Annotated in this window: 15 protein-coding genes; 8 read left to right on the forward strand and 7 right to left on the reverse strand. The window is 42.8% G+C overall.

The features are described from left to right. Positions 1-200: 200 nt before the first annotated feature. From KXD93_RS18155 to KXD93_RS18170, 4 genes are all read left to right on the forward strand, one after another. A complete protein-coding gene (locus tag KXD93_RS18155) occupies positions 201-1,547 on the forward strand; it encodes a BamA/TamA family outer membrane protein (protein ID WP_258138754.1) in 1,347 nt (448 codons plus the stop codon). A gap of 196 nt (positions 1,548-1,743) precedes the next feature. Continuing rightward, a complete protein-coding gene (locus KXD93_RS18160) occupies positions 1,744-3,357 on the forward strand; it encodes a GH35 family beta-galactosidase (protein WP_258138755.1) in 1,614 nt (537 codons plus the stop codon). 323 nt (positions 3,358-3,680) lie between these two features. Further along, the gene (locus KXD93_RS18165; RefSeq protein ID WP_258138756.1) at positions 3,681-6,440 is read left to right on the forward strand and encodes a glycoside hydrolase family 2 protein; all 2,760 of its coding nucleotides are present in this window, start codon (positions 3,681-3,683) and stop codon (positions 6,438-6,440) included. A gap of 42 nt (positions 6,441-6,482) precedes the next feature. Next, positions 6,483-8,627, forward strand: coding sequence for a glycoside hydrolase family 31 protein (locus KXD93_RS18170; RefSeq protein ID WP_258138757.1), 2,145 nt, complete (start codon positions 6,483-6,485; stop codon positions 8,625-8,627). A gap of 161 nt (positions 8,628-8,788) precedes the next feature. On the opposite strand, the gene KXD93_RS18175 is transcribed toward KXD93_RS18170, so the two are convergent. Continuing rightward, positions 8,789-10,522, reverse strand: a complete 1,734-nt coding sequence (locus tag KXD93_RS18175; RefSeq protein WP_258138758.1) for a glycoside hydrolase family 13 protein — start codon at positions 10,520-10,522, stop codon at positions 8,789-8,791. Positions 10,523-11,066: 544 nt separating this feature from the next. On the opposite strand from KXD93_RS18175, the gene KXD93_RS18180 reads away from it, so the two are divergent. Both KXD93_RS18180 and KXD93_RS18185 read left to right on the forward strand, forming a co-directional pair. Next, positions 11,067-11,507 (forward strand): cupin domain-containing protein, encoded by a 441-nt coding sequence (locus tag KXD93_RS18180; RefSeq protein ID WP_258138759.1) that lies wholly within the window; start codon positions 11,067-11,069, stop codon positions 11,505-11,507. Between the two features lie 121 nt (positions 11,508-11,628). Beyond that, entirely contained in the window at positions 11,629-12,393 is a 765-nt protein-coding gene (locus KXD93_RS18185; protein WP_258138760.1) for an SDR family NAD(P)-dependent oxidoreductase, read from the forward strand. A gap of 73 nt (positions 12,394-12,466) precedes the next feature. On the opposite strand, the gene KXD93_RS18190 is transcribed toward KXD93_RS18185, so the two are convergent. From KXD93_RS18190 to KXD93_RS18210, 5 genes are all read right to left on the reverse strand, one after another. Next, entirely contained in the window at positions 12,467-12,907 is a 441-nt protein-coding gene (locus tag KXD93_RS18190; protein WP_258138761.1) for a DUF1569 domain-containing protein, read from the reverse strand. 8 nt (positions 12,908-12,915) lie between these two features. Beyond that, positions 12,916-13,326, reverse strand: coding sequence for a VOC family protein (locus KXD93_RS18195; RefSeq protein ID WP_258138762.1), 411 nt, complete (start codon positions 13,324-13,326; stop codon positions 12,916-12,918). Positions 13,327-13,392: 66 nt separating this feature from the next. After that, the gene (locus KXD93_RS18200) at positions 13,393-13,866 is read right to left on the reverse strand and encodes a helix-turn-helix transcriptional regulator (RefSeq protein ID WP_258138763.1); all 474 of its coding nucleotides are present in this window, start codon (positions 13,864-13,866) and stop codon (positions 13,393-13,395) included. Between the two features lie 132 nt (positions 13,867-13,998). After that, on the reverse strand, positions 13,999-15,129 hold the full coding sequence (locus KXD93_RS18205; protein ID WP_258138764.1) for a L,D-transpeptidase scaffold domain-containing protein: 1,131 nt from the start codon (positions 15,127-15,129) through the stop codon (positions 13,999-14,001). Between the two features lie 169 nt (positions 15,130-15,298). Beyond that, positions 15,299-16,090 (reverse strand): universal stress protein, encoded by a 792-nt coding sequence (locus KXD93_RS18210; protein ID WP_258138765.1) that lies wholly within the window; start codon positions 16,088-16,090, stop codon positions 15,299-15,301. Between the two features lie 375 nt (positions 16,091-16,465). Here KXD93_RS18210 and KXD93_RS18215 point away from each other — a divergent pair, with 375 nt between their 5' ends. Together KXD93_RS18215 and KXD93_RS18220 are read left to right on the forward strand one after the other, a co-directional pair. After that, positions 16,466-17,518 carry a response regulator gene (locus KXD93_RS18215; protein ID WP_258138766.1) on the forward strand — a complete coding sequence of 351 codons (1,053 nt, stop codon included), beginning with the start codon at positions 16,466-16,468 and terminating at the stop codon, positions 17,516-17,518. 11 nt (positions 17,519-17,529) lie between these two features. Beyond that, positions 17,530-18,018 (forward strand): pyridoxamine 5'-phosphate oxidase family protein, encoded by a 489-nt coding sequence (locus KXD93_RS18220; protein ID WP_258138767.1) that lies wholly within the window; start codon positions 17,530-17,532, stop codon positions 18,016-18,018. A gap of 80 nt (positions 18,019-18,098) precedes the next feature. Here KXD93_RS18220 and KXD93_RS18225 read toward each other — a convergent pair whose 3' ends face one another. Beyond that, positions 18,099-18,956: a universal stress protein gene (locus KXD93_RS18225; protein ID WP_258138768.1), complete on the reverse strand. Its 858-nt coding sequence runs from the start codon at positions 18,954-18,956 to the stop codon at positions 18,099-18,101. Positions 18,957-19,139 lie beyond the last annotated feature (183 nt).

Raw genomic sequence — 19,139 nt, forward strand, 5'->3', positions numbered from 1 at the left:
TATTTTACCGAACGCGCATCGAATATTTAAGTTTTGATGCGCGTTTTTGCTGTTTATAAGGGCTATAGGGCAAAAATACCATCATACAAAAATCATAAGTTTATTTAAGTGGAAACATTTGATACCTTTTGAGGTTAATGAGTTTGTCCGTTCACTATATTGCGGCGCCATTGATTTTGATTTTAATTTACAAACAAGAAGTGAAGGATAATAAGGGGAGTAGCAGGTTTAATATATTATTTAAGGGATTAATATTTCTGTCATTCATAATAATTAGCAACTATACCTTTGCCCAGGTAGGTGCCCCCGTTGATTCGGTTAAAAGCGACACCGCGAAAATAGCTGCCATAAAGAGAAAACAAGTGGCAGATCTGAAAAAGCAATTTGACGTTGGTGACTTATTTAACCTTGTTCTTCATCCCAAAAAAGATCCCGATGCCCCGGTCAAAAAATCGTCTGGTATTACTATCGTGCCAAATATTGCATCAAACCCAACTATCGGCTCGCAATTAGGGATTAAAGCCGTTGCGGGCAGGAAATTGGGCGATGACCCTAATACCCTGTTGTCTGTGGCGGCCACGTCGGCATCAATAACTACCAAGAACATTATTTATTTTTATATCAACCATAACATCTATACGCCGGGCAACAAATGGAATTTCCAGGGTAATTTAGTCGTGGCAAAAACTGTGAGCCCGGATGAAGGCCTTGGAATTGGCAACAACCCCGGTGGCAACGGAGTAGACGAAATATTGGCTAACCCGCAGCGCAAGGTGCGGGCGTTGAATTCCCTTTATTTTAACATCCGGGAAAAGGTGTATAAGGAGGTGGAAAAAAACCTGTTTATCGGGGCCGGCGCGTCATTTGACATCAGAACAAGGATAAAGGAAAGGGGAGATACATCAATCCACCAATTAACGCCTTATAATATTTATAACGACAGGCATGGTTTCAACGGGGGCGATTATCGCGCCGATGGTTTGCTTTTCAACGTTCAATATACTACCCGCGATAACCAAAACCGCGCCTACAAAGGTGTATACATTGACGCTGGGTTTCGCATCAATTCGAGATGGTTGGCCAGTTCAAAAAATTCAGTACAGTTTACCACCGATTTCAGAAAATACTTCAGCCTGTCTGACGAGCACCCTGAGCACGTTATTGCTTTCTGGAACTGGGGATCATACCTGATCAGCGGCAACGTGCCATACCTTGAATTACCCGGAACATCTAAGGATGGTGGTGGGTTCCGTAGCGGACGCGGTTATACCTCTGGTTATTTTAAGGGAACAAAATACAACTATTCTGAAGTGGAGTACCGCTTCCCGATCCTGAATAATAAATTTTTAAGCGGCGTAACTTTTGCCAACGTACAAACCGCAAACGACGAATCAGGCACCAAATTATTCCAGACGTGGCAACCCGCTTATGGCGCCGGTTTGCGCATTTTGTTTAACAAAGCAACCCGCACCAATTTGTGCCTTGACTACGCCTGGGGTAAATACGATTCCAAAGGATTCTTCCTGAATTTGAATGAAGCTTTTTAAGCAGTTTAATCATTTAACGGCCGAATACTGCTAAACTTTGATAAAACAGATTACACGAGCCCGGAGTGTAATGAAACATGGCTTGCCTATGGGCAACATGCTATTTTTTCATTATAAATAGCTATTTTTTCATTGCTTTAAACTTTTTCAAACTATACTTTTACCTAAGCTATAATCCTGAAATCTTACCTATAAAATGACTAAAACATTATCTTTTTTGCTCGTGCTGGTTTTTCTAATATTTATTAAAGGCTATGGACAGTCTGCCGAAAAATCAATGCCCAAAATTGTTGAAAAAGATGGCCGCCATGCGCTTTTGGTAGACGGTAAGCCATACTTTATACTGGGAGGGCAGGCACATAACTCAAGCGGATGGCCAGCCATGCTGCCACAATTGTGGCAAGCAATCGGGCTGATGCACGCCAACACGCTGGAAGTGCCCCTTTATTGGGAGCAAATTGAGCCGCAACCCGGCAAGTTCGATTTTTCAATGATCGATACCCTGCTTGCCCAATCGCGGGAACGCAAAATGCACCTGGTATTACTTTGGTTTGCCACCTGGAAAAATGGGAGCAACCACTATATGCCCGAGTGGATGAAACGCGAAGCTGCAAAATACCCGAATGTTATAAGTAAGGATGGCCGTTCGATAGATTCGCCATCGCCGCACAGTAAGGCTACACTGGATGCTGATATCAAAGCTTTTACCGCTGTTATGCGCTATTTAAAAAAGGCAGATCAGCAACATACGGTGCTGATGGTGCAGGTGGAAAATGAACCAGGTTCGTGGGATACCATGCGGGATTATTCAGCTGTTGCTCAAAAATTATTTGAGGGCGATGTGCCTGCTGAACTACTAAAACCGGGTGTGCTTAAAGCGCTCGGCGCTCCTGTTGTTTCCGGCGGTTCGTGGCAAAAGGTGTTTGGGGTTAGGGCTGATGAATATTTCCAGGCGTGGTTTATTGCGCGGTTCATTGGGCAGGTGGCGGCGGCAGGTAAAGCCGAATACGCTTTACCCATGTATGTTAACGCCGCACTGCGCGACCCGCTTACCAACCCGCTGGCAACAAATTACGAAAGCGGTGGCCCAACAGACAATGTGATCCCGATCTGGAAAATTGCTGCGCCTGCACTCGATCTGCTGGCGCCGGATATTTATCTTTCAGGCAGCGAACGGGTATTAAAGGTACTTGATTTATACAACCGCCCGGATAATCCCCTGTTTGTGCCCGAAGCCGGTTTAATGGCCGCTAATGCAAAATACCTTTACGGAGTGATGGCACGCGGCGGGATTGGTTTTTCCCCTTTCGGAATAGATGACAACGGACATGGTTCAACAATAACCGAACTAAATGAACGCCTTGCGCCTTTCGCACAGGAATACGAAGCTGCCGCGCCCATGATGCCCGAACTTGCAAAATGGGCTTTTGAAGGGAAAATTAAAGCAGCTGTTGAACGGGAGGATCATGCGGAGCAAACGATAGATCTGGGTGCATGGAAGGCAATTATATCATTTGGAAGCAGTGAGAATAGTGAATTGAAAACAGATGCAAGGTCGGATGGGAAAATGATGATCGTTCAGTTAGATGAAAATAAATTTATCCTGGTAGGCTCACATTGTCACATAACATTCCAGCCCACCGGCAATAATACGGGCAAAGCCTGGCAGTACTTGAAAGTGGAGGAGGGTGCTTACGAAAATGGGTCATTCAAATCCCGCCGCATTCTTAACGGCGATGAAACGGATTTTGGCGGCCCCCGTTTTGGTAATGCGATAACTGTGTTACAAACAACGCTGATAGTTAGGTGAAATCAAACTAGGCACTGGAGTGTAAACTTTATACGGGATTAGTTAAAAATCCAACCAGACAGAAAAGTGAAACATGTTGATTATTAATAAATTACAATAACTCCTCAAAAGTCATTCAATTCAATATCAGTTGATTATCGGGTAGTTAAAAATTGTAAAATTTTAAAGTGCTTATAATCAGTATGTTTCATAGTGTTCCACCCGTTCCATGTGAAAAAATGGAACGCCTTGCCAGGTTCAATTAATAAAACTTTCAAAAGGGTAATGCCTTGCAACGTGAAAATTGACTAATTTGCTGGCTGTACAGCTGCCAAAAAATAATAATGAAAAAGATCTGCCTGCAATTATTATTCACGTTTATCAGTTTAAGTTCCTTTTCACAGGGAACCATCATCAAATATCTCTCAGGGACGGATAAAGATCATACCGTACCATGGGATTTTTATTGTACCGGCGGACGTAAAAGCGGGGAGTGGACAAAAATTGCAGTTCCCTCCAATTGGGAATTGCAGGGCTTTGGTACCTATAACTATGGGCACGATAAGAATAAGGGCAATGAACAGGGGCAGTATAAGCACGAGTTTTTTGTAAGCGATTTAAGTGGTAAAAATGTGTTCATTGTTTTCGAAGGATCAATGACAGATACCAAAGTTATGATAAACGGCAAATCAGCCGGGCCGGTGCATCAGGGCAGTTTCTATCGTTTTAAATACGATATCACCAATTTGCTTAAGCCAAATGAAAAAAACCTGTTGGAGGCTACGGTTGATAAAACGTCGGCAAATAGCTCGGTTAATGATGCTGAACGCAGGAATAGTGATTTTTGGGTGTTCGGTGGTATTTTCCGGCCTGTTTACCTGGAGATAGTTCCGCAAACCTTTGTCGAAAGAGTTGCTGTTAATGCGAAGGCTGATGGCAGCTTTCAAATGGATGTATTCCCGCAAAATTTAAAAGGTGATGAAACTATTGAAGCGCAGGTACAAAAGTTAAACGGCCAAAATATTGGTAGGTCATTTTCGATCAAAGCTGATCCTACCCTCGATCGCCAGCAGCTAAAAAGTAATTTCATAAAACCATTATTGTGGAGCGCAGAATTTCCTAATCTGTACCAGGTAGTTGTCTCAATAAAAAACAAACAGGGCATTATTCACCAGGTTAAGCAAAAGTTTGGGTTCCGTACAGTTGAATTGAGGAAAAATGACGGGTTTTATGTAAATGGCGCAAGGGTGATGTTAAAGGGATGTAACCGTCACAGCTTTTGGCCAGAGTCGGGGAGAACCTTAAGCCATAAGATCCAATTAATGGATGTAAGGCTGATGAAGGAAATGAATATGAACGCGGTGCGCATGTCGCATTATCCTCCGGATGCTGATTTTCTTGACGTATGCGATTCGCTTGGTTTGTATGTGCTGGATGAGCTTACCGGCTGGCAGGCAAAATATGATACGGTGGTAGGCCGCAAGCTGGTTAGGGAACTGGTTGTTCGCGATGTAAATCACCCGTCAATTGTATTTTGGGATAACGGCAACGAGGGCGGTTTTAATAGGGCCTTAGATAACGACTATGGTTTATATGATCCGCAAAACCGTACGGTGATCCATCCATGGGAGAAATTTAACGGGACTGATACCAAACATTACCCGGATTATGAATACATCAAAAAGTCGGTAGCAACCGGGCAGGAAGTGTTTTTCCCCACGGAGTTTATGCACGGCTTGTATGATGGGGGAGCAGGGGCGGCGCTAGATGATTTTTGGGCGCTGATGATGAAGCATCCCCATGGGGCGGGCGGCTTTATATGGGCTTTTTTGGATGAAGCCGTGATCCGTACGGATAAAAATGGCGTTTATGATTCGGACGGTAACCATGCGCCCGACGGTATTGTTGGCCCGCACCGCGAAAAGGAAGCCAGCTTTTACGCGATAAAGGAAATCTGGTCGCCGGTTTACATTGAGCCGAAGCCTGTAGAAGGCAGCTTTAATGGAAAGATCGCTGTTGAAAATAGGTATTCATTCACAAATCTGAATCAATGTACATTTAAATGGAAGCTGGTGAAATTTCCATCGGCACATGATAAAACAACAGTTGCTAAAATAACTGTAAGCGGATCGCTTTCACGCCTCAATCTTAAACCAGGGGAAAAAGGAACATTAAACCTTACCTTGCCAAAAACATGGTCGTTAAACGATGCACTATATCTTACAGCTATCGGTCCCGATCAGAAAGAGATCTTTACCTGGAGCTGGGCAATCAAATCTCCGAAGGATGTTGTTAAGAAAATCATCCCGGCACCCCAAAAATCGACAATAAAAGCGGAAGAAACAGCTAACACACTGGTTGTAAAATGCGATGGCATAGCTTATTATTTTGATAAGGCAACCGGGTATATTCAGAAGGTAGTAAAATCCAATACAACCGTTTCATTGTCTGGCGGGCCGGTTTTAGCAGGCGTCAATACGGAGCTGAAGCGATTCAGTCACAATACTGCCGGAGGAAAGTATACCGTTGAAGCCGATTATACAGGCGACGCATCTCTACACGTAAAATGGACCTTTGCACCGGGACAAAAGGTAAAACTCGAATATCAATATATCCAGTCAGGAGATGCCGATTTTATGGGGATTACCTTTAGCTATCCGGACGAAAAAATTACGGGTATGACGTGGTTGGGGAGGGGCCCGTACCGCGTTTGGAAAAACAGGCTGAAAGGCCAGCAGTTTGGCGTTTGGCATAAAGCCTACAACAATAGCATCACCGGCGAAACCTGGGGTTACCCGGAATTTAAAGGTTATCATGCCGAAGTTAACTGGGTGGTGATTGAGAATAAGGAATCGCCTTTCACGGTGTATACAACAGATAAGAATATATACCTGCAAATGCTGCATCCCGCCAGGGAAAAGGATGCGCTTGATAATAATAATGTTGAGCCGCCATTTCCGCAAGGCAGTATCGGGTTCTTAAATGCCATAAGCCCGATTGGAACAAAGTTCCAGGCAGCCAAAGTGATGGGGCCGCAAAGCCAGACGAATCATGCCGATGGTAAGCCAGTGAAGGGCACTCTGTTGTTTGATTTTACGCATTGAATATAAATTGGCCGCCATTGCGTAATATTGTCATACAATCACATGAGAAAACATAGATCTTATTCCACCATTTTGTGCATTGCCCTACAGGTAATTGCCATAAACCTTTTTGGACAAGCCGTACAACTGGCCGCTGGTGTAAAGAAAATATCATCAGGCGTCGTTGATAAATTTACGCCTTACGGTTTCTGTTCAGAAGCGCCAATGGCTGCTGCTTTAGATAAGCTGCCGGCAGGTAAATTACCATTTGATATAGGTGATATAAAAATCAATATTACTGATAGAGGTGTGGTAGTTGAAGTGCCGCTGGATGATGAGGAGCAATTATATGGTTTTGGCTTGCAGATAGGTTCGTTTAACCAACGTGGTTTAAAAAAACGCCCGATAGTTAATGATAACCCGCTTAATGATCTCGGTTACACACACGGCCCCACAACGCTCTATGTATCAAACAAAGGTTACGGTATTTTAATTAATACCGCCCGTTACACCACCTTCTATTGCGGCACAACGGATAAGCTAAATAAGAACAACAAACGGAATGACGCTGGTAAAACGGGTAACTCCGTCGAGGAATTATACAAAAACGATAAGAAAGCTGCAGGTTATGTAACCGTGGATATTCCCGGCGCCAAGGGGATAGATATTTTTGTTTTTGAGGGGCCTGATCTTAAAAGTGTGATGCAGCGCTATAACTTATTTTCCGGTGGTGGCGCTTTGCCTGCCATATGGGGGCTTGGCGTAAAATACAGGGTCAAGGCGGATTTTAATCAAAGCCAGGTAGGCAAAATGGCCGCTTATTTCAGGAACAATCACATTCCCTGCGATGTGCTTGGTTTGGAGCCGAGATGGCAAACCGCATCCTATTCCTGTTCATACGTGTGGAACAAAAGTTTTTTCCCGTCCCCCAATGAATTTATCGACACGATGAAAAATAAAGGTTTTCATATAAATTTATGGGAACATGCTTTTACATCGCCAAAATCGCCGTTGTATGAACCGCTGAAAAATAAAGCGGGAAATTATTTAGTGTGGAACGGTCTTGTTCCTGATTTTGCTGACACAGCCGCCGCCAATATTTTTGCCACCTATCATCGCGATACCTTTGTAAACGAAGGGATCTCTGGCTTCAAAATGGATGAGTGCGATAATTCAAACATTGCCTTCGGCCGTGACAGTTGGAGCTTCCCGGAATTAAGCAGCTTCCCATCAGGCATTGATGGCGAGCAGATGCACCAGTTATTCGGGCTGCTTTACCAGAAAACCATTTATAACATCTACAAAAAATCAAACAAGCGCACTTATCTTGATGTGCGGGCCTCAAATGCATTTGCCTCATCATACCCGGCTGCTTTATACAGCGACACCTACGTACATGACGAATACATCAGGATGATCGTAAACTCGGGTTTTGCGGGGATGATCTGGTCACCGGAGGTTAGGGAGTCAACTTCCATCAAGGATTTTATGCGCAGGAGCCAAACCGCAGTGCTATCCGCCCAAACGCTGTATAACTCGTGGTACCTTAAAAACCCGCCGTGGCTACAGATCAATAAGGAAAAAAACAACAAGGATGAGTTGATGCCGGATGCAAAGGATGTTGAGGCGGATGTTCGGAAGCTGCTTAATTTCAGAATGAGCCTGATCCCATATCTTTATAATGCTTTTGCTGCGTATCATTTTAAGGGGATTCCCGTATTTAGAGCACTTGTAATGGACTATCCGAAGGATAAAAATACATTCAACCTATCTGACGAGTATATGATAGGGGATGGCATTCTTGCGGCGCCATTAACCGAAAGGGCGGATGGGCGAACCGTGTATTTACCCGCCGGCACCTGGTACGATTTTAATACCAACCAAAAATTTGACGGCGGTAAAAGCTACACCATTAAGCCAGGCCTTACGCAATTGCCAATATTTATTAAAGCCGGAACTATTTTGCCGCTTGCCGAACCCGTGGAGCATGTAGCGCCGGATACAAAATTCCAGGTCACCTGTTATGTATACGGCACTACAAAAACAGATGCGCAGCTATTTGAAGACGATGGGCTAACTTTTGATTATGATAAGGGCGTGTATAATACCGTAAACCTTCTATGGGATAAAGGGCATGGCGAAGTTAAACGAAATGGGAAATATAAAGGTTTACGCTATGTTGTGAGAAAATGGCAATTAATCAATTGATGTTTTATAACCTGTTGATTAAATGGCGATGTTTACCCTGAAACGTTTGATACAAAAAGTAAACCAAAATATTTCAGGTCCGTGTTTAAAAGCGTAAATAGGGCAGAAATAAAACATCTTCAAGACGGTGTCGTTCGCAGAAGAGGTGCTATTAATAAAGTTCAATTTAATTCATAAATAACAGCCCCGTAAGGCCTCAACCTTCCGGTATTAGATGGCTTATCATAATTGGACAATAAAATTGTTGCTTTACTAAGGTCAATCCCTGTCTTTGCGTTCATTGCTTTGTTTTTGAAATTAAGTAAGATCAGTAACTTCTTACCATTCAACTCCCTGGTATAGGCGTAGGTATCTGGATTTTCCCTGTCGATAAGGGTGTATTTTCCATAAACCAGTACCGGGTTGTTTTTTCGGAGTTTTACAACTTTTCTGAAGTAATTTAGTGTGCTATTCGGGTCTTTCTCCTGGCTTGCGGCGTTGATTGTTTTGTAGTTTGAATTTACATTTATCCAGGGCGTACCTTTTGTAAATCCGGAGTTTTGAGTGGCATCCCATTGAAAAGGCGTGCGGCCGTTATCCCTACTGCTGAAAGCTATGAATTTTAGATATGCCTGCATATCGGCACCAATATTTTTTTGTCGCTGGTATTCGTTTAGCGTTTGTACATCCCGGTAATCCTCAATTTTTGTAAATCCGGCATTGGTCATTCCCAACTCGTCGCCGTTGTAATAGTAAGGGGTGCCTCGCATGGTCATTATAAAAGTGGTAAGCATTTTTGACGATGCTTCCCTAAACTGCGGGCTATCATTTCCGAATCGGCTTACCAAACGTGCCTGGTCATGATTGGCCAAAAATATCGACAACCAGCCTTTATCTGTAAAGGCACTATCCCATTTGGTAAATACATCCTTTAAATGTACTACGCTGTAACCATCAGGCTTTGCAATGTCCACAGCTTCAAATGCATAAGCCATGTTCAGTTCATTCCTGTTAGCATCAACCAAGTTGTGTGCGTCTTCAAACGTATTTCCGGCTCCTTCTGCTACACTCATCACATTGTATTTGCTCAATACTTCTTGGTTCATTTCCTGCAGGTAACCGTGCAGGTTTCCCTGCATCCCGTAATATTGGGTAAAGTCCCTCTCAAATCCATTTGGAAATGCCGGGAATGTGGTATCCTTTGCCGCAAACTGGAAGGCATCAAGCCTGAAGCCGTCAATCCCTTTATCGGCCCAAAACTTCATGATATCATAGACCTCCGCGCGGAGCTTAGGGTTTTCCCAATTGAGGTCCGGCTGTTTACGTGAAAAATAGTGCAGGTAATAGGCATTTGTAAGCGAATCATAGCGCCATGCGTCATGGTTTACATCAAATAAGCTATAACGATATGGCGGTTTGCCTTTTTCGGCATTCCACCAATGGTAATATTCGCGATATGGATTTTTACGTGAGCTTCGGCTTTGCTTAAACCACTCGTGCTCATCGCTGCTGTGATTTACAACCAGGTCCATCACAAGCTTAATTCCACGGGTATGCATGCCTTTTAGCATAGTGTCAAAGTCGTCCATTGTGCCGAAATCTTTCATGATGTTGCGGTAATCGCTTACGTCATAGCCGTTATCGTCATTCGGAGAGCCGTATATCGGGTTAAGCCATACCACATCAACCCCTAAACTTTTAATATAATCCAGCTTAGAAATTATTCCTTTCAGGTCACCAATGCCGTCGCCATCCATATCCTTAAAACTCCGGGGGTATACCTGGTAAACTACGGCTTCTTTCCACCACTTGCGATCCGTTGTGTCCTTGGCAGTTCTGTTATTTTGGCCGGTGCAAGTTTTGCTTACAAGCAAACCCGCAGCAACTATAATTAGCGGCGTAAAGAAATTTGACATGAATAATTGGTTTAAATCGTTTTGGAAGAATAATTGATATTGGTTAGCACTAAGTTAAATTAATAATAATTATCGGGGCGGCAAAATAATTATTACGCCTTTTCTAACACACTTTGGGCTGAGCACTATTTGAAACAGAAAGCCTAAGTATTTTAACTTGAGCCTTTGGGCCATATTTAATTAATATGGTTCATTAACGGTAAGGTTCCGCTCCCTATGCCAGGACTCCAATGTTCAGAAAACTATAGGTTTTGTTGCTGCGGATAGCACGCAAAGCAGTTTTGAAAAAGCTTTTGATCATGATTGTAAGTTTTAATGCTTTAAGGACAGCCTTATCCGTTAAGTGTTGTATCGTTTCGAAAGTTTATCAGGAAAAAGAGGGAGACGGAAGAGGTAGAAGGTCTCAACTTCTTCGATTCAAGGCTTTCGTATTTAAAGTAGTTCCAATAAGACCGAAACCGAACCGTTTATCGTCAATTTAAAATGCTTATTTACAATTTTTGTATAAATTTATGAGGACTTGTTACACCCAAATTAACTATTTATGTTCCCGCACATTAAAGAAACCATCCGCTTAGGCAACCTTGAACTCAATTTTCTGCTTGATGGCAATGATACAGAAGGCACCCTGGTACAGTTTGAGATGGTCGTGCCGCCTAATGTTAAGGTTCCGGCGCCACATTTTCATGTCGGCGTTGATGAAACATTGTATATATTGGATGGAACCCTTACGCAAACTGTCGGCACTGAAATACGTGAACTTCGTGCCGGCGATCACTGTTTTATAAAAAGAGGAATTGTACATGGTTTTAATAACCTACACGACAAACCTGCAAGAGTCCTTTGTACACTTTCACCGGCCGACATAGGCCCGGCTTATTTTCATGAGATTGCAGCGGTCATCAACGCCGGAGGTCCTCCCGATATGCAAAAGATACTGGCTATAATGAAAATCCATGGCCTTGAGCCGGTGAGGCAGGTATAAATAGTAACAGCGCAAAACGAAATCTGCCAACAACGGGGTTATTTGATTTATACAATAAATGGATTGATTGACACAAACAAGCTTCGTATTTTACCCGCCATCTTTGTAGAAAAATATCAAGATGGAAAATAAAAATAAAATAGCCCTGGTAACCGGTGGCAGCCGCGGACTGGGGAAGGATATGGCTTTACGCCTGGCGGAGAAGGGATTAGATGTTGTTATTACCTACAATAGCAAAGCAGAAGATGCACAAAACGTAGTAGTGCAAATCGAAGGGCTGGGAGGGAAGGCCGCTGCACTGCAACTAAATACAGGTGATCTTAAATCCTTTGTTACATTCACAGACAGCCTGATCGGGGTTTTGGCTAATACGTTTAACGCTGATCATATCGATTACCTGATCAACAATGCAGGCGTAGGCGGCTATTCGCCAATTGCTGATGTAACCGAAGAATTGTTTGATGAACTGTTGAATATCCACTTCAAAGGCGTTTATTTTCTTACGCAACGTCTTCTGCCATTAATGAACGACGGGGGAGGCATAGTAAATGTCTCCAGCGGACTTACACGCGTTACAGTGCCGGCATCATCTGCATATGCTTCAATGAAAAGTGCGGTGGAAACATTTACAAAATACCTTGCTAAAGAATTGGGCGGGCGAAGGATCAGGGCTAATATCGTCGCTCCTGGCGCTATCATGACCGATTTTGGTGGCGGTCACCTCCGCGGAGATGAACAATTGCAAAATTTCATCAGCAGCGTAACGGCGTTAGGCAGGCCTGGTGTGGCCGAGGATATTGGTGGGGTAGTCGCCTTTCTTTGCACTGAAGACGCCAGGTGGGTGAATGGGCAGCGCATTGAGGTTTCCGGTGGGATGGCGTTGTAACCCATAACAGGTTTAACTATAAGCAGGCGTTAAATATGCCTGCTTATAGGCTTATTGGTTTAATGACATAAAGCTAACTATTAAATTGCCGCAAATGATGATCGACGTGTTTATAGGCCATGCGACCGGCCTGGTCGGCCGTTAGCTGGCCGAAAAAAGGATGAACGAATCCCAAGCCCTCCCGCTGCTCATGTTCATGGATCAGGCTGATCCATTCTGCTTTGGCGGGCGCCACGTCGCCATGTCCGGTCATTTTAAACGACGGAACAGTGGGCAGATTGTGTTTCGCAGGTTCATCCTTCATCATATCCTTCAATGCAAATTTGCCAACCAACCGCCCAAGAAAAGATTGCCTGTAGATAGTTTTACCAAGCAGCATTTCTTCCCATTTTATACAATGCCTGATCATTTGATAGGTAGTCATTTCTCCCCATTCGGCATGACTGTCTTCATTAAGCGTGTTTATTCTTGCAAGCACCTCTTCTCTTGTTTTGGAATCAAATATAGTTTTCATCGTCCCTCTTAGTTAAGTTGTGCCAGTGAAAACCAATTACCAGAGTCGTCTTTAAATAAGGCTTCGGTGCCATAAAACTCCTTTGTAGGAGGTTTGATAAATTCTACACCCTTTGCCTGCAACTCTTCATAGGTTGCAAAAATATCGGTGCACGTAAAAATACCCACGCCAAAAGTTCCCTTTTTTACAAGATCGCGTAACGCTTCAGCGGTATCTTTTGAATGTAACAGGCTTTCGTGTATTGGCGTTAAGTTGATCTCAAAACCGGGCTGCTCCGGAGTGCCAACGGTAAGCCAGCGCGCGTCTTTATTCATCGGCGCATCAATAACTACCTTTAGTCCGAGTTTATTAACGTAAAAGTCAAGGGCGCTGTCCTGGTCCAGGACGTAGATGTTCATATGTGTCATCCTTGTTATCATTTCATTGCGTTTTAATGGTTTACGCAAAGAAACAGGTAAAATAACAATCTCACTTGTCCGAAATTGCTATTTCTCCAACCAGCCATATTGATAGGCAAAGCAGTGGGGTATTACCGTTAATGGTGAATCGGTTATCTGTTTTTTGAGGATTTGCTGTTTTAACAAATAGTCGGATGGGTTAATTCCAATTATGCGTTTGAATGACCGGCTAAAGGAGCTTAATTCTTCAAAACCTACCGCGTCACAAACAGCAGTAACCGGAATGCCGGAGGCCAGCAATTTCATGGCATTTTCAATTCTTACAGAAATCAAATATTGATGCGGCGTTTTACGATATATTTCCTTGAACTTCCTGATGAAGTGAAACTTCGAATAGCAGGCTTCATCAGCAATAGAGAAAAGTTCGATGTTTTCGGCAAAATGCTGATCGATAAAAAGTTTTGCCTGGACTATCCGCCGGTAGAAATATAATTTGGGATATGGATCACCTAATTGATTCAATGCTGTTGGTAAGCCTGTCGGTTTTTTCTGACGATCCATCTGTTTCCTGGCTTTTGCGCTTGTGAAAATATCTTAGCCATTTTCGAACTCAAATTTAGTAACAAATTAAAGATAGTATTATTTTATTCGGCGCGAGTTTCATTTATCTAAGTAGTACGCGTTTTTAATATTTCAGTTCGCTGGAGACTTTTTAGTGTGATATAGAGCACTTTCAAGCTTCGCGTCGAGGTGATCGATGTCTTTGTAGGTAATTAGTTCACCGTTTTGCATTTCGCAGGTGTAATATGTTATATAAACGGCCAATGGTTTTATCAATTGAAAATGTCCGGGCGGTCTGTTAACAGTCAGTTGGCCGGATAACAGAGAAGCTAATTTAGTGGCATCCTGCACGGTAATAAAGTTATTTGTTGTTAGTTGCTTCCCTTCAACCGGTATTGTTAGTGGTTTCTTTCGCTGCCGTAGAATGACTACCCCTTTACTGGTAACTAACTCATTAAACGCAGAAGGTAAATCGCGGGAAATCCCGTTTTTTATTTTGAATCTATAAACGGTATCCCTGGTGTAATAGCTCAATATTTTAGACGGTATGTTGACGGTTATGAAATTAATAGCGTTAGCATTTATCCAGCGCATTCTTTCAAGGTTAACAGCCATCAGCCTTATCTCACTTTGCGGCGTTTCGTAGCAGTCGCCGGTATAAAGCCCGGTAACCAGGTGCATTTTATATTGCAGGGATTTGTAGGGTGCCGAAGTTGGCTGAGCGCTGATAATTGCACTATAAAAATCATTTTGCCTGATTGCATTTGCCAGGGTAATTTCAGCCCGAAAATTAGTTGTTACCTTGTTATCTATTTTGAATGCGGGCCATTCCGGGTTCAGCCTGCCATAATGCAGGTTATTTACAAAAGCAATTACCGCATCTGTTAACATGATATCATAAAGAGCCGCTTGCCGATTGTTTGGTTTGCCGGGATGCTCCATAAGTTCATGGAGTTTAGGGTATAATAACCGATCAGGATGGTAATCGGAATGATTCAATCCGTATTGGATTACGCAATCCAGCAAGAGCATGGCATCAAATGCGTGTGTTTTGGCTGTATCAGGCGCGATCCAGGCAAGTTGATAGCCAGATGCCTTATAAAATCGCTCTACAGAATTAGGATAATATAATTCATTTCTGTGTGCTGCTAATTGCGCGCGGAGGCCGGTTGTATCTGCCGCCTTCAAATCGGAGGCTGCAAATAACAGCAATAGTAAAATATATATTCTAATTAACTGCATGACTTTTTGCGTGGTACTCATAATTATGCTGTAAAGATCCTTCGCCGTCGGCGCTTGTCTGATGATACAGGTCATTACAAAACCTGATATTCGGCACTATTTCAAAAATGAACAGCTTGATTTCTTATAAATTCAATGCCTGATAACGACTTTTCCCCTAAGGATCTTCTTTGCTTTCAAAGCGGTACGATCAGGATGGAAAAATTAACAAAGGAATTGTAATATGCGCGGGAAGCGTGGCCGCCAGGTACCTCCCGATAATTTCTTCAAAATGAAACCTGTGGTTGACCAATACAAGGAGATCATTATTCATCCCGTTGATGATAACGTCAACAGCAGTTGGCAAGTCATCCTCTTTGATGTTGTTGAAAAATAACTGTTCATACTTAACATTGGAAGTAACCTGGTCATTAAATAGTTGTATTGCATATTTTTGTTCGATGCCTGGTAAACCTTTTGCCGATAGGTGTGCAATCAGAAGGTCTGCCTGGTGTGGCTTTGCCAACTGGGTGAGGTATTGAACTATTTTAATCCTGCAGTACCGTAAATCGGTAATATAAACCAAGCGCTCAATTTGCTTTATTGGCCAGCTGACGGGAACCAGCAACAGCGGGCAAAGCACCTTATTGAGTATAGTTTGAACATTTATACTATCTTCAGCTACAAGTTCAGATGGGTGGTTAGGCATGCCTTTAACCATCATCCATACCTGGTTGCTGTTTACGAAGCCGGCAATTTGATTTTCGTCCATAGATGAAATGTCCAGTTCTTCAATTCCGGGCGTTAGTATTTCCATAGCCAGGTCATCATCTTTACTTTCCGTAACTGTGCCGGCCGCCACCATATCTGCCAGTTTATTACTTATTTTAGAGGTATTGGCCAGTAAAATTGCCGCCTCTGTTGTTTTCGCTATGTTAACGGCAAAGGCAATCGCGTGCTTAGCTGCAGGTGAGTTGTCATTAAAAACAAGTATGGTTTTCATTTTATCTGTATTTAATCGGTTTCACAGGTTAAAGCACTCATCTTCCAACTCTCTCATCATTTAAACAAACTTACTTCAGTATCTACCTGAAAAAAATGATGCTCATTGCTATAAAATGTAACCAGCATCACTTTTTCATTTGAATTTGATCACTTATTATCCGGTTTGCTTTGGCAATCTTTGTTTTTGGAGGTTTTTTGTCCCACAAGTAGCTTATATGCAAACACCTGCGCTGTTAACTGCAATTATTCAAAATGCGGTAAATGGCATCAGTATCATTGATAACCAATGACTTGTTGAGCTGATGAATGGAACTATAAATTTTTACGAGCACGGTTAACAAGGGGACATTATTCACTATTACATTCCAGGAAAATGAGCAAAAAAGTACTGGTCATTGAAGACAATGACGATATCCGTGAAAATATCATCGAGATATTAGAACTGGCCAGCTACACAGTGCAGGGTGCCAAAAACGGGAAGGAAGGTGTGGAGCTGGTTACGAAAATTATACCTGATATTATTTTATGTGATATCATGATGCCAGAACTCGATGGATACGGTGTGCTGTATCTGCTGAACAAAAACCCGGAAACCGGCACCATTCCGTTCATATTCTTAACAGCAAAGGCGGAGCGTGTAGATTTACGGAAAGGGATGGAAATGGGTGCAGACGATTACCTTACCAAGCCTTTTGACGATATGGAACTGTTAAACGCCGTTGAAAGCAGGCTTAAGAAAAAGGAGATCGCGCTGGAGTTTTACAGTAAATCACTCGACAAATTAAATGCGCTTGTATCGAAAAACGACGGGCTTGGTGAGTTAAGGAGAATTGTGCAGGAACGCCGGACCAGGCAATTTAAAAAGAACCAGGTGATTTATTATGACGGGGATACCGGTAATGGCCTTTATCTCGTTATTAGTGGAAGAGTAAAAACTATTAAGCTATCGGAGGATGGCCGGGAATTGATGACAGGCATGTACACCGTTGATGATTACCTGGGCGTAAACGTGATCCTCGCCAATGAACCGTATTCGGATACTGCCACTGCCTTGGAAGACAGCGTATTGTGCCTGATTCCTAAGGATCAGATAGAACAGCTTTTAAATCTTTATCCTGTAGTAGCCAAAGAGTTTATCAAACTTTTATCAAATAATATCCGCGAAAAGGAAGATCAATTATTACAATTGGCCTACCAATCTGTCAGGAAGAAATTGGCGCTGTCCCTGCTGCGCCTGCACAGGCAGCAAGACGACAAGGACCCGCAGATTAAGATCAGCAGGGAAGATCTTGCAGCTATGGCCGGGATGGCTACCGAAACGGTGAGCCGTACCTTATCGGATTTTAAGGAAGAGGGATTAATTGATAAAAAGGGAAGTGCGATAACCCTGTTGAATATCGCAAACCTGAGCAAAATGAAAAATTAATCAATTACATTATGTTAGGAAAATTAAGCGAAAACCAGGTAGAAGAGTTGCTGAGGAGCCAATTAATTGGCCGGATAGGCTGCCATTCAAACGACACTACTTACATAGTGCCGGTGAATTACTTTTATGATGGAACCAGTATTTATGCCCATTCCTCCGAGGGCATGAAGATAGATATGATGCGGAGCAATCCGCAAGTTTGCTTTGAAGTAGATGATATTAAAAGCATTTTCAACTGGCAGAGCGTGATCCTTTGGGGAACATATGAAGAAATAACAGTGCTGCGTGAAAAGGAAGAGGCTATGCAAAAGCTGATTGACAGGATGATACCATTTCTGAAAAATGATGACGACCATCCCTCGCATGGAATTACGCCCAATGCAAGTGATGTGGGTAGCGATGTAGAATTGATTCTTTATAGAATTATTATCAGTAAAAAAACCGGGCGCTTCGAAAACATTAACCTGTGTAGTAAGCGTTACAACGCCATCTTTTACTGAAACACTTATGGCCGCTGCATTTAATAAAGATTTAAATCCTATTGCATGCTTTACTTCTGCCTTTAACTACTGATCATTTTTCATTTTTGTTGAAATACAAGTAAAGGAACGGGAATATGTGCAGCTATTTTTTTTGTCTGACTTCCGTAAAAAAGGCGGTCAATAAAATTGTGCGTGCGATGTACCATGGCCAGCATATCAATGTCCCCATATTCACATAACCAATCAAGGCCGCGACCTACATTATTACTTTTAACAATGTGGTAGTGGATGTTAGGATAGTCCGCCTCGTCACACAAGTCCGCAACAAACTCCTTAATCCATTTGTTAAATTCCGGTGTTTGCGCCTTTTCATCGGAAATATGCGTGAGTAATATTTCCGCGTTAAGCAAGCGGGCAAGTGTTACTATACTGTGCAGATGTATCAAATCTTCTTCCGGATTGGTAAAATCGGTAGCGAACGCTATTTTTTTCACCTGTTTTATTGGTGCTGTCGGCGGAACCAATAGTAGTGGCCTTGCTACCTCATCAATCATCTGGCGGCTGTGGTTACCCAGCAGTAAAGTGGATAAGCCACTGCTTCCGTGGGTTCCGATGACCACCAGGTCAATTTCCTGGCTGCCTACCAGGTGGTTTACAATATCTGTAACGCTGCCTGACCCATTCATATAGCCGATGGTAGGACGATAGCCGTCTGCACCGGTGCTGTTTTCCAGGCGCGATTTAATTCTATTAAGTTCATCATTGCTGTCCTGTAACAGGAGATCCGATTCCTCTATGGGCCAGGCAATCATTCCCGATTGAGGCATCTCTGCAGGAACAATGACTGCGTTGCAAAGAATTACATCCGTTTTTACCTGTTTTGCCAGGTTATACCCGTATTCAGCAGCATGTAGTGCATTGGCTGAAAAGTCGGTCGGTAGAAGAAATTTTTTCATTGGAATTGATTTTTACCTGTTGTAAAGGTGAATATTCCGGAGCGGCTTAATAATGACAAATGTCATCTTATAAAGTGACGTGCTGACATTTTGAGTCCGATTTAGCCGTAGGTTTTGTATACCATTATGAATAACATCCACTTTGCTCCTCCGGTAAAATGACAAGCATCATATTTCTTGCTG

The sequence above is a fragment of the Mucilaginibacter phenanthrenivorans genome (assembly GCF_024721155.1).
Lineage (GTDB): Bacteria > Bacteroidota > Bacteroidia > Sphingobacteriales > Sphingobacteriaceae > Mucilaginibacter > Mucilaginibacter phenanthrenivorans.

What these genes read in the sequence shown, in the direction of transcription:
- KXD93_RS18160 (WP_258138755.1), top strand. Translation starts at nt 1,744, where the DNA reads ATGACTAAAACATTATCTTTTTTGCTCGTGCTGGTTTTTCTAATATTT.
- KXD93_RS18165 (WP_258138756.1), top strand. Translation starts at nt 3,681, where the DNA reads ATGAAAAAGATCTGCCTGCAATTATTATTCACGTTTATCAGTTTAAGT.
- KXD93_RS18170 (WP_258138757.1), top strand. Translation starts at nt 6,483, where the DNA reads ATGAGAAAACATAGATCTTATTCCACCATTTTGTGCATTGCCCTACAG.
- KXD93_RS18175 (WP_258138758.1), bottom strand. Translation starts at nt 10,522, where the DNA reads ATGTCAAATTTCTTTACGCCGCTAATTATAGTTGCTGCGGGTTTGCTT.
- KXD93_RS18180 (WP_258138759.1), top strand. Translation starts at nt 11,067, where the DNA reads ATGTTCCCGCACATTAAAGAAACCATCCGCTTAGGCAACCTTGAACTC.
- KXD93_RS18185 (WP_258138760.1), top strand. Translation starts at nt 11,629, where the DNA reads ATGGAAAATAAAAATAAAATAGCCCTGGTAACCGGTGGCAGCCGCGGA.
- KXD93_RS18190 (WP_258138761.1), bottom strand. Translation starts at nt 12,907, where the DNA reads ATGAAAACTATATTTGATTCCAAAACAAGAGAAGAGGTGCTTGCAAGA.
- KXD93_RS18195 (WP_258138762.1), bottom strand. Translation starts at nt 13,326, where the DNA reads ATGATAACAAGGATGACACATATGAACATCTACGTCCTGGACCAGGAC.
- KXD93_RS18200 (WP_258138763.1), bottom strand. Translation starts at nt 13,866, where the DNA reads ATGGATCGTCAGAAAAAACCGACAGGCTTACCAACAGCATTGAATCAA.
- KXD93_RS18205 (WP_258138764.1), bottom strand. Translation starts at nt 15,129, where the DNA reads ATGAGTACCACGCAAAAAGTCATGCAGTTAATTAGAATATATATTTTA.
- KXD93_RS18210 (WP_258138765.1), bottom strand. Translation starts at nt 16,090, where the DNA reads ATGAAAACCATACTTGTTTTTAATGACAACTCACCTGCAGCTAAGCAC.
- KXD93_RS18215 (WP_258138766.1), top strand. Translation starts at nt 16,466, where the DNA reads ATGAGCAAAAAAGTACTGGTCATTGAAGACAATGACGATATCCGTGAA.
- KXD93_RS18220 (WP_258138767.1), top strand. Translation starts at nt 17,530, where the DNA reads ATGTTAGGAAAATTAAGCGAAAACCAGGTAGAAGAGTTGCTGAGGAGC.
- KXD93_RS18225 (WP_258138768.1), bottom strand. Translation starts at nt 18,956, where the DNA reads ATGAAAAAATTTCTTCTACCGACCGACTTTTCAGCCAATGCACTACAT.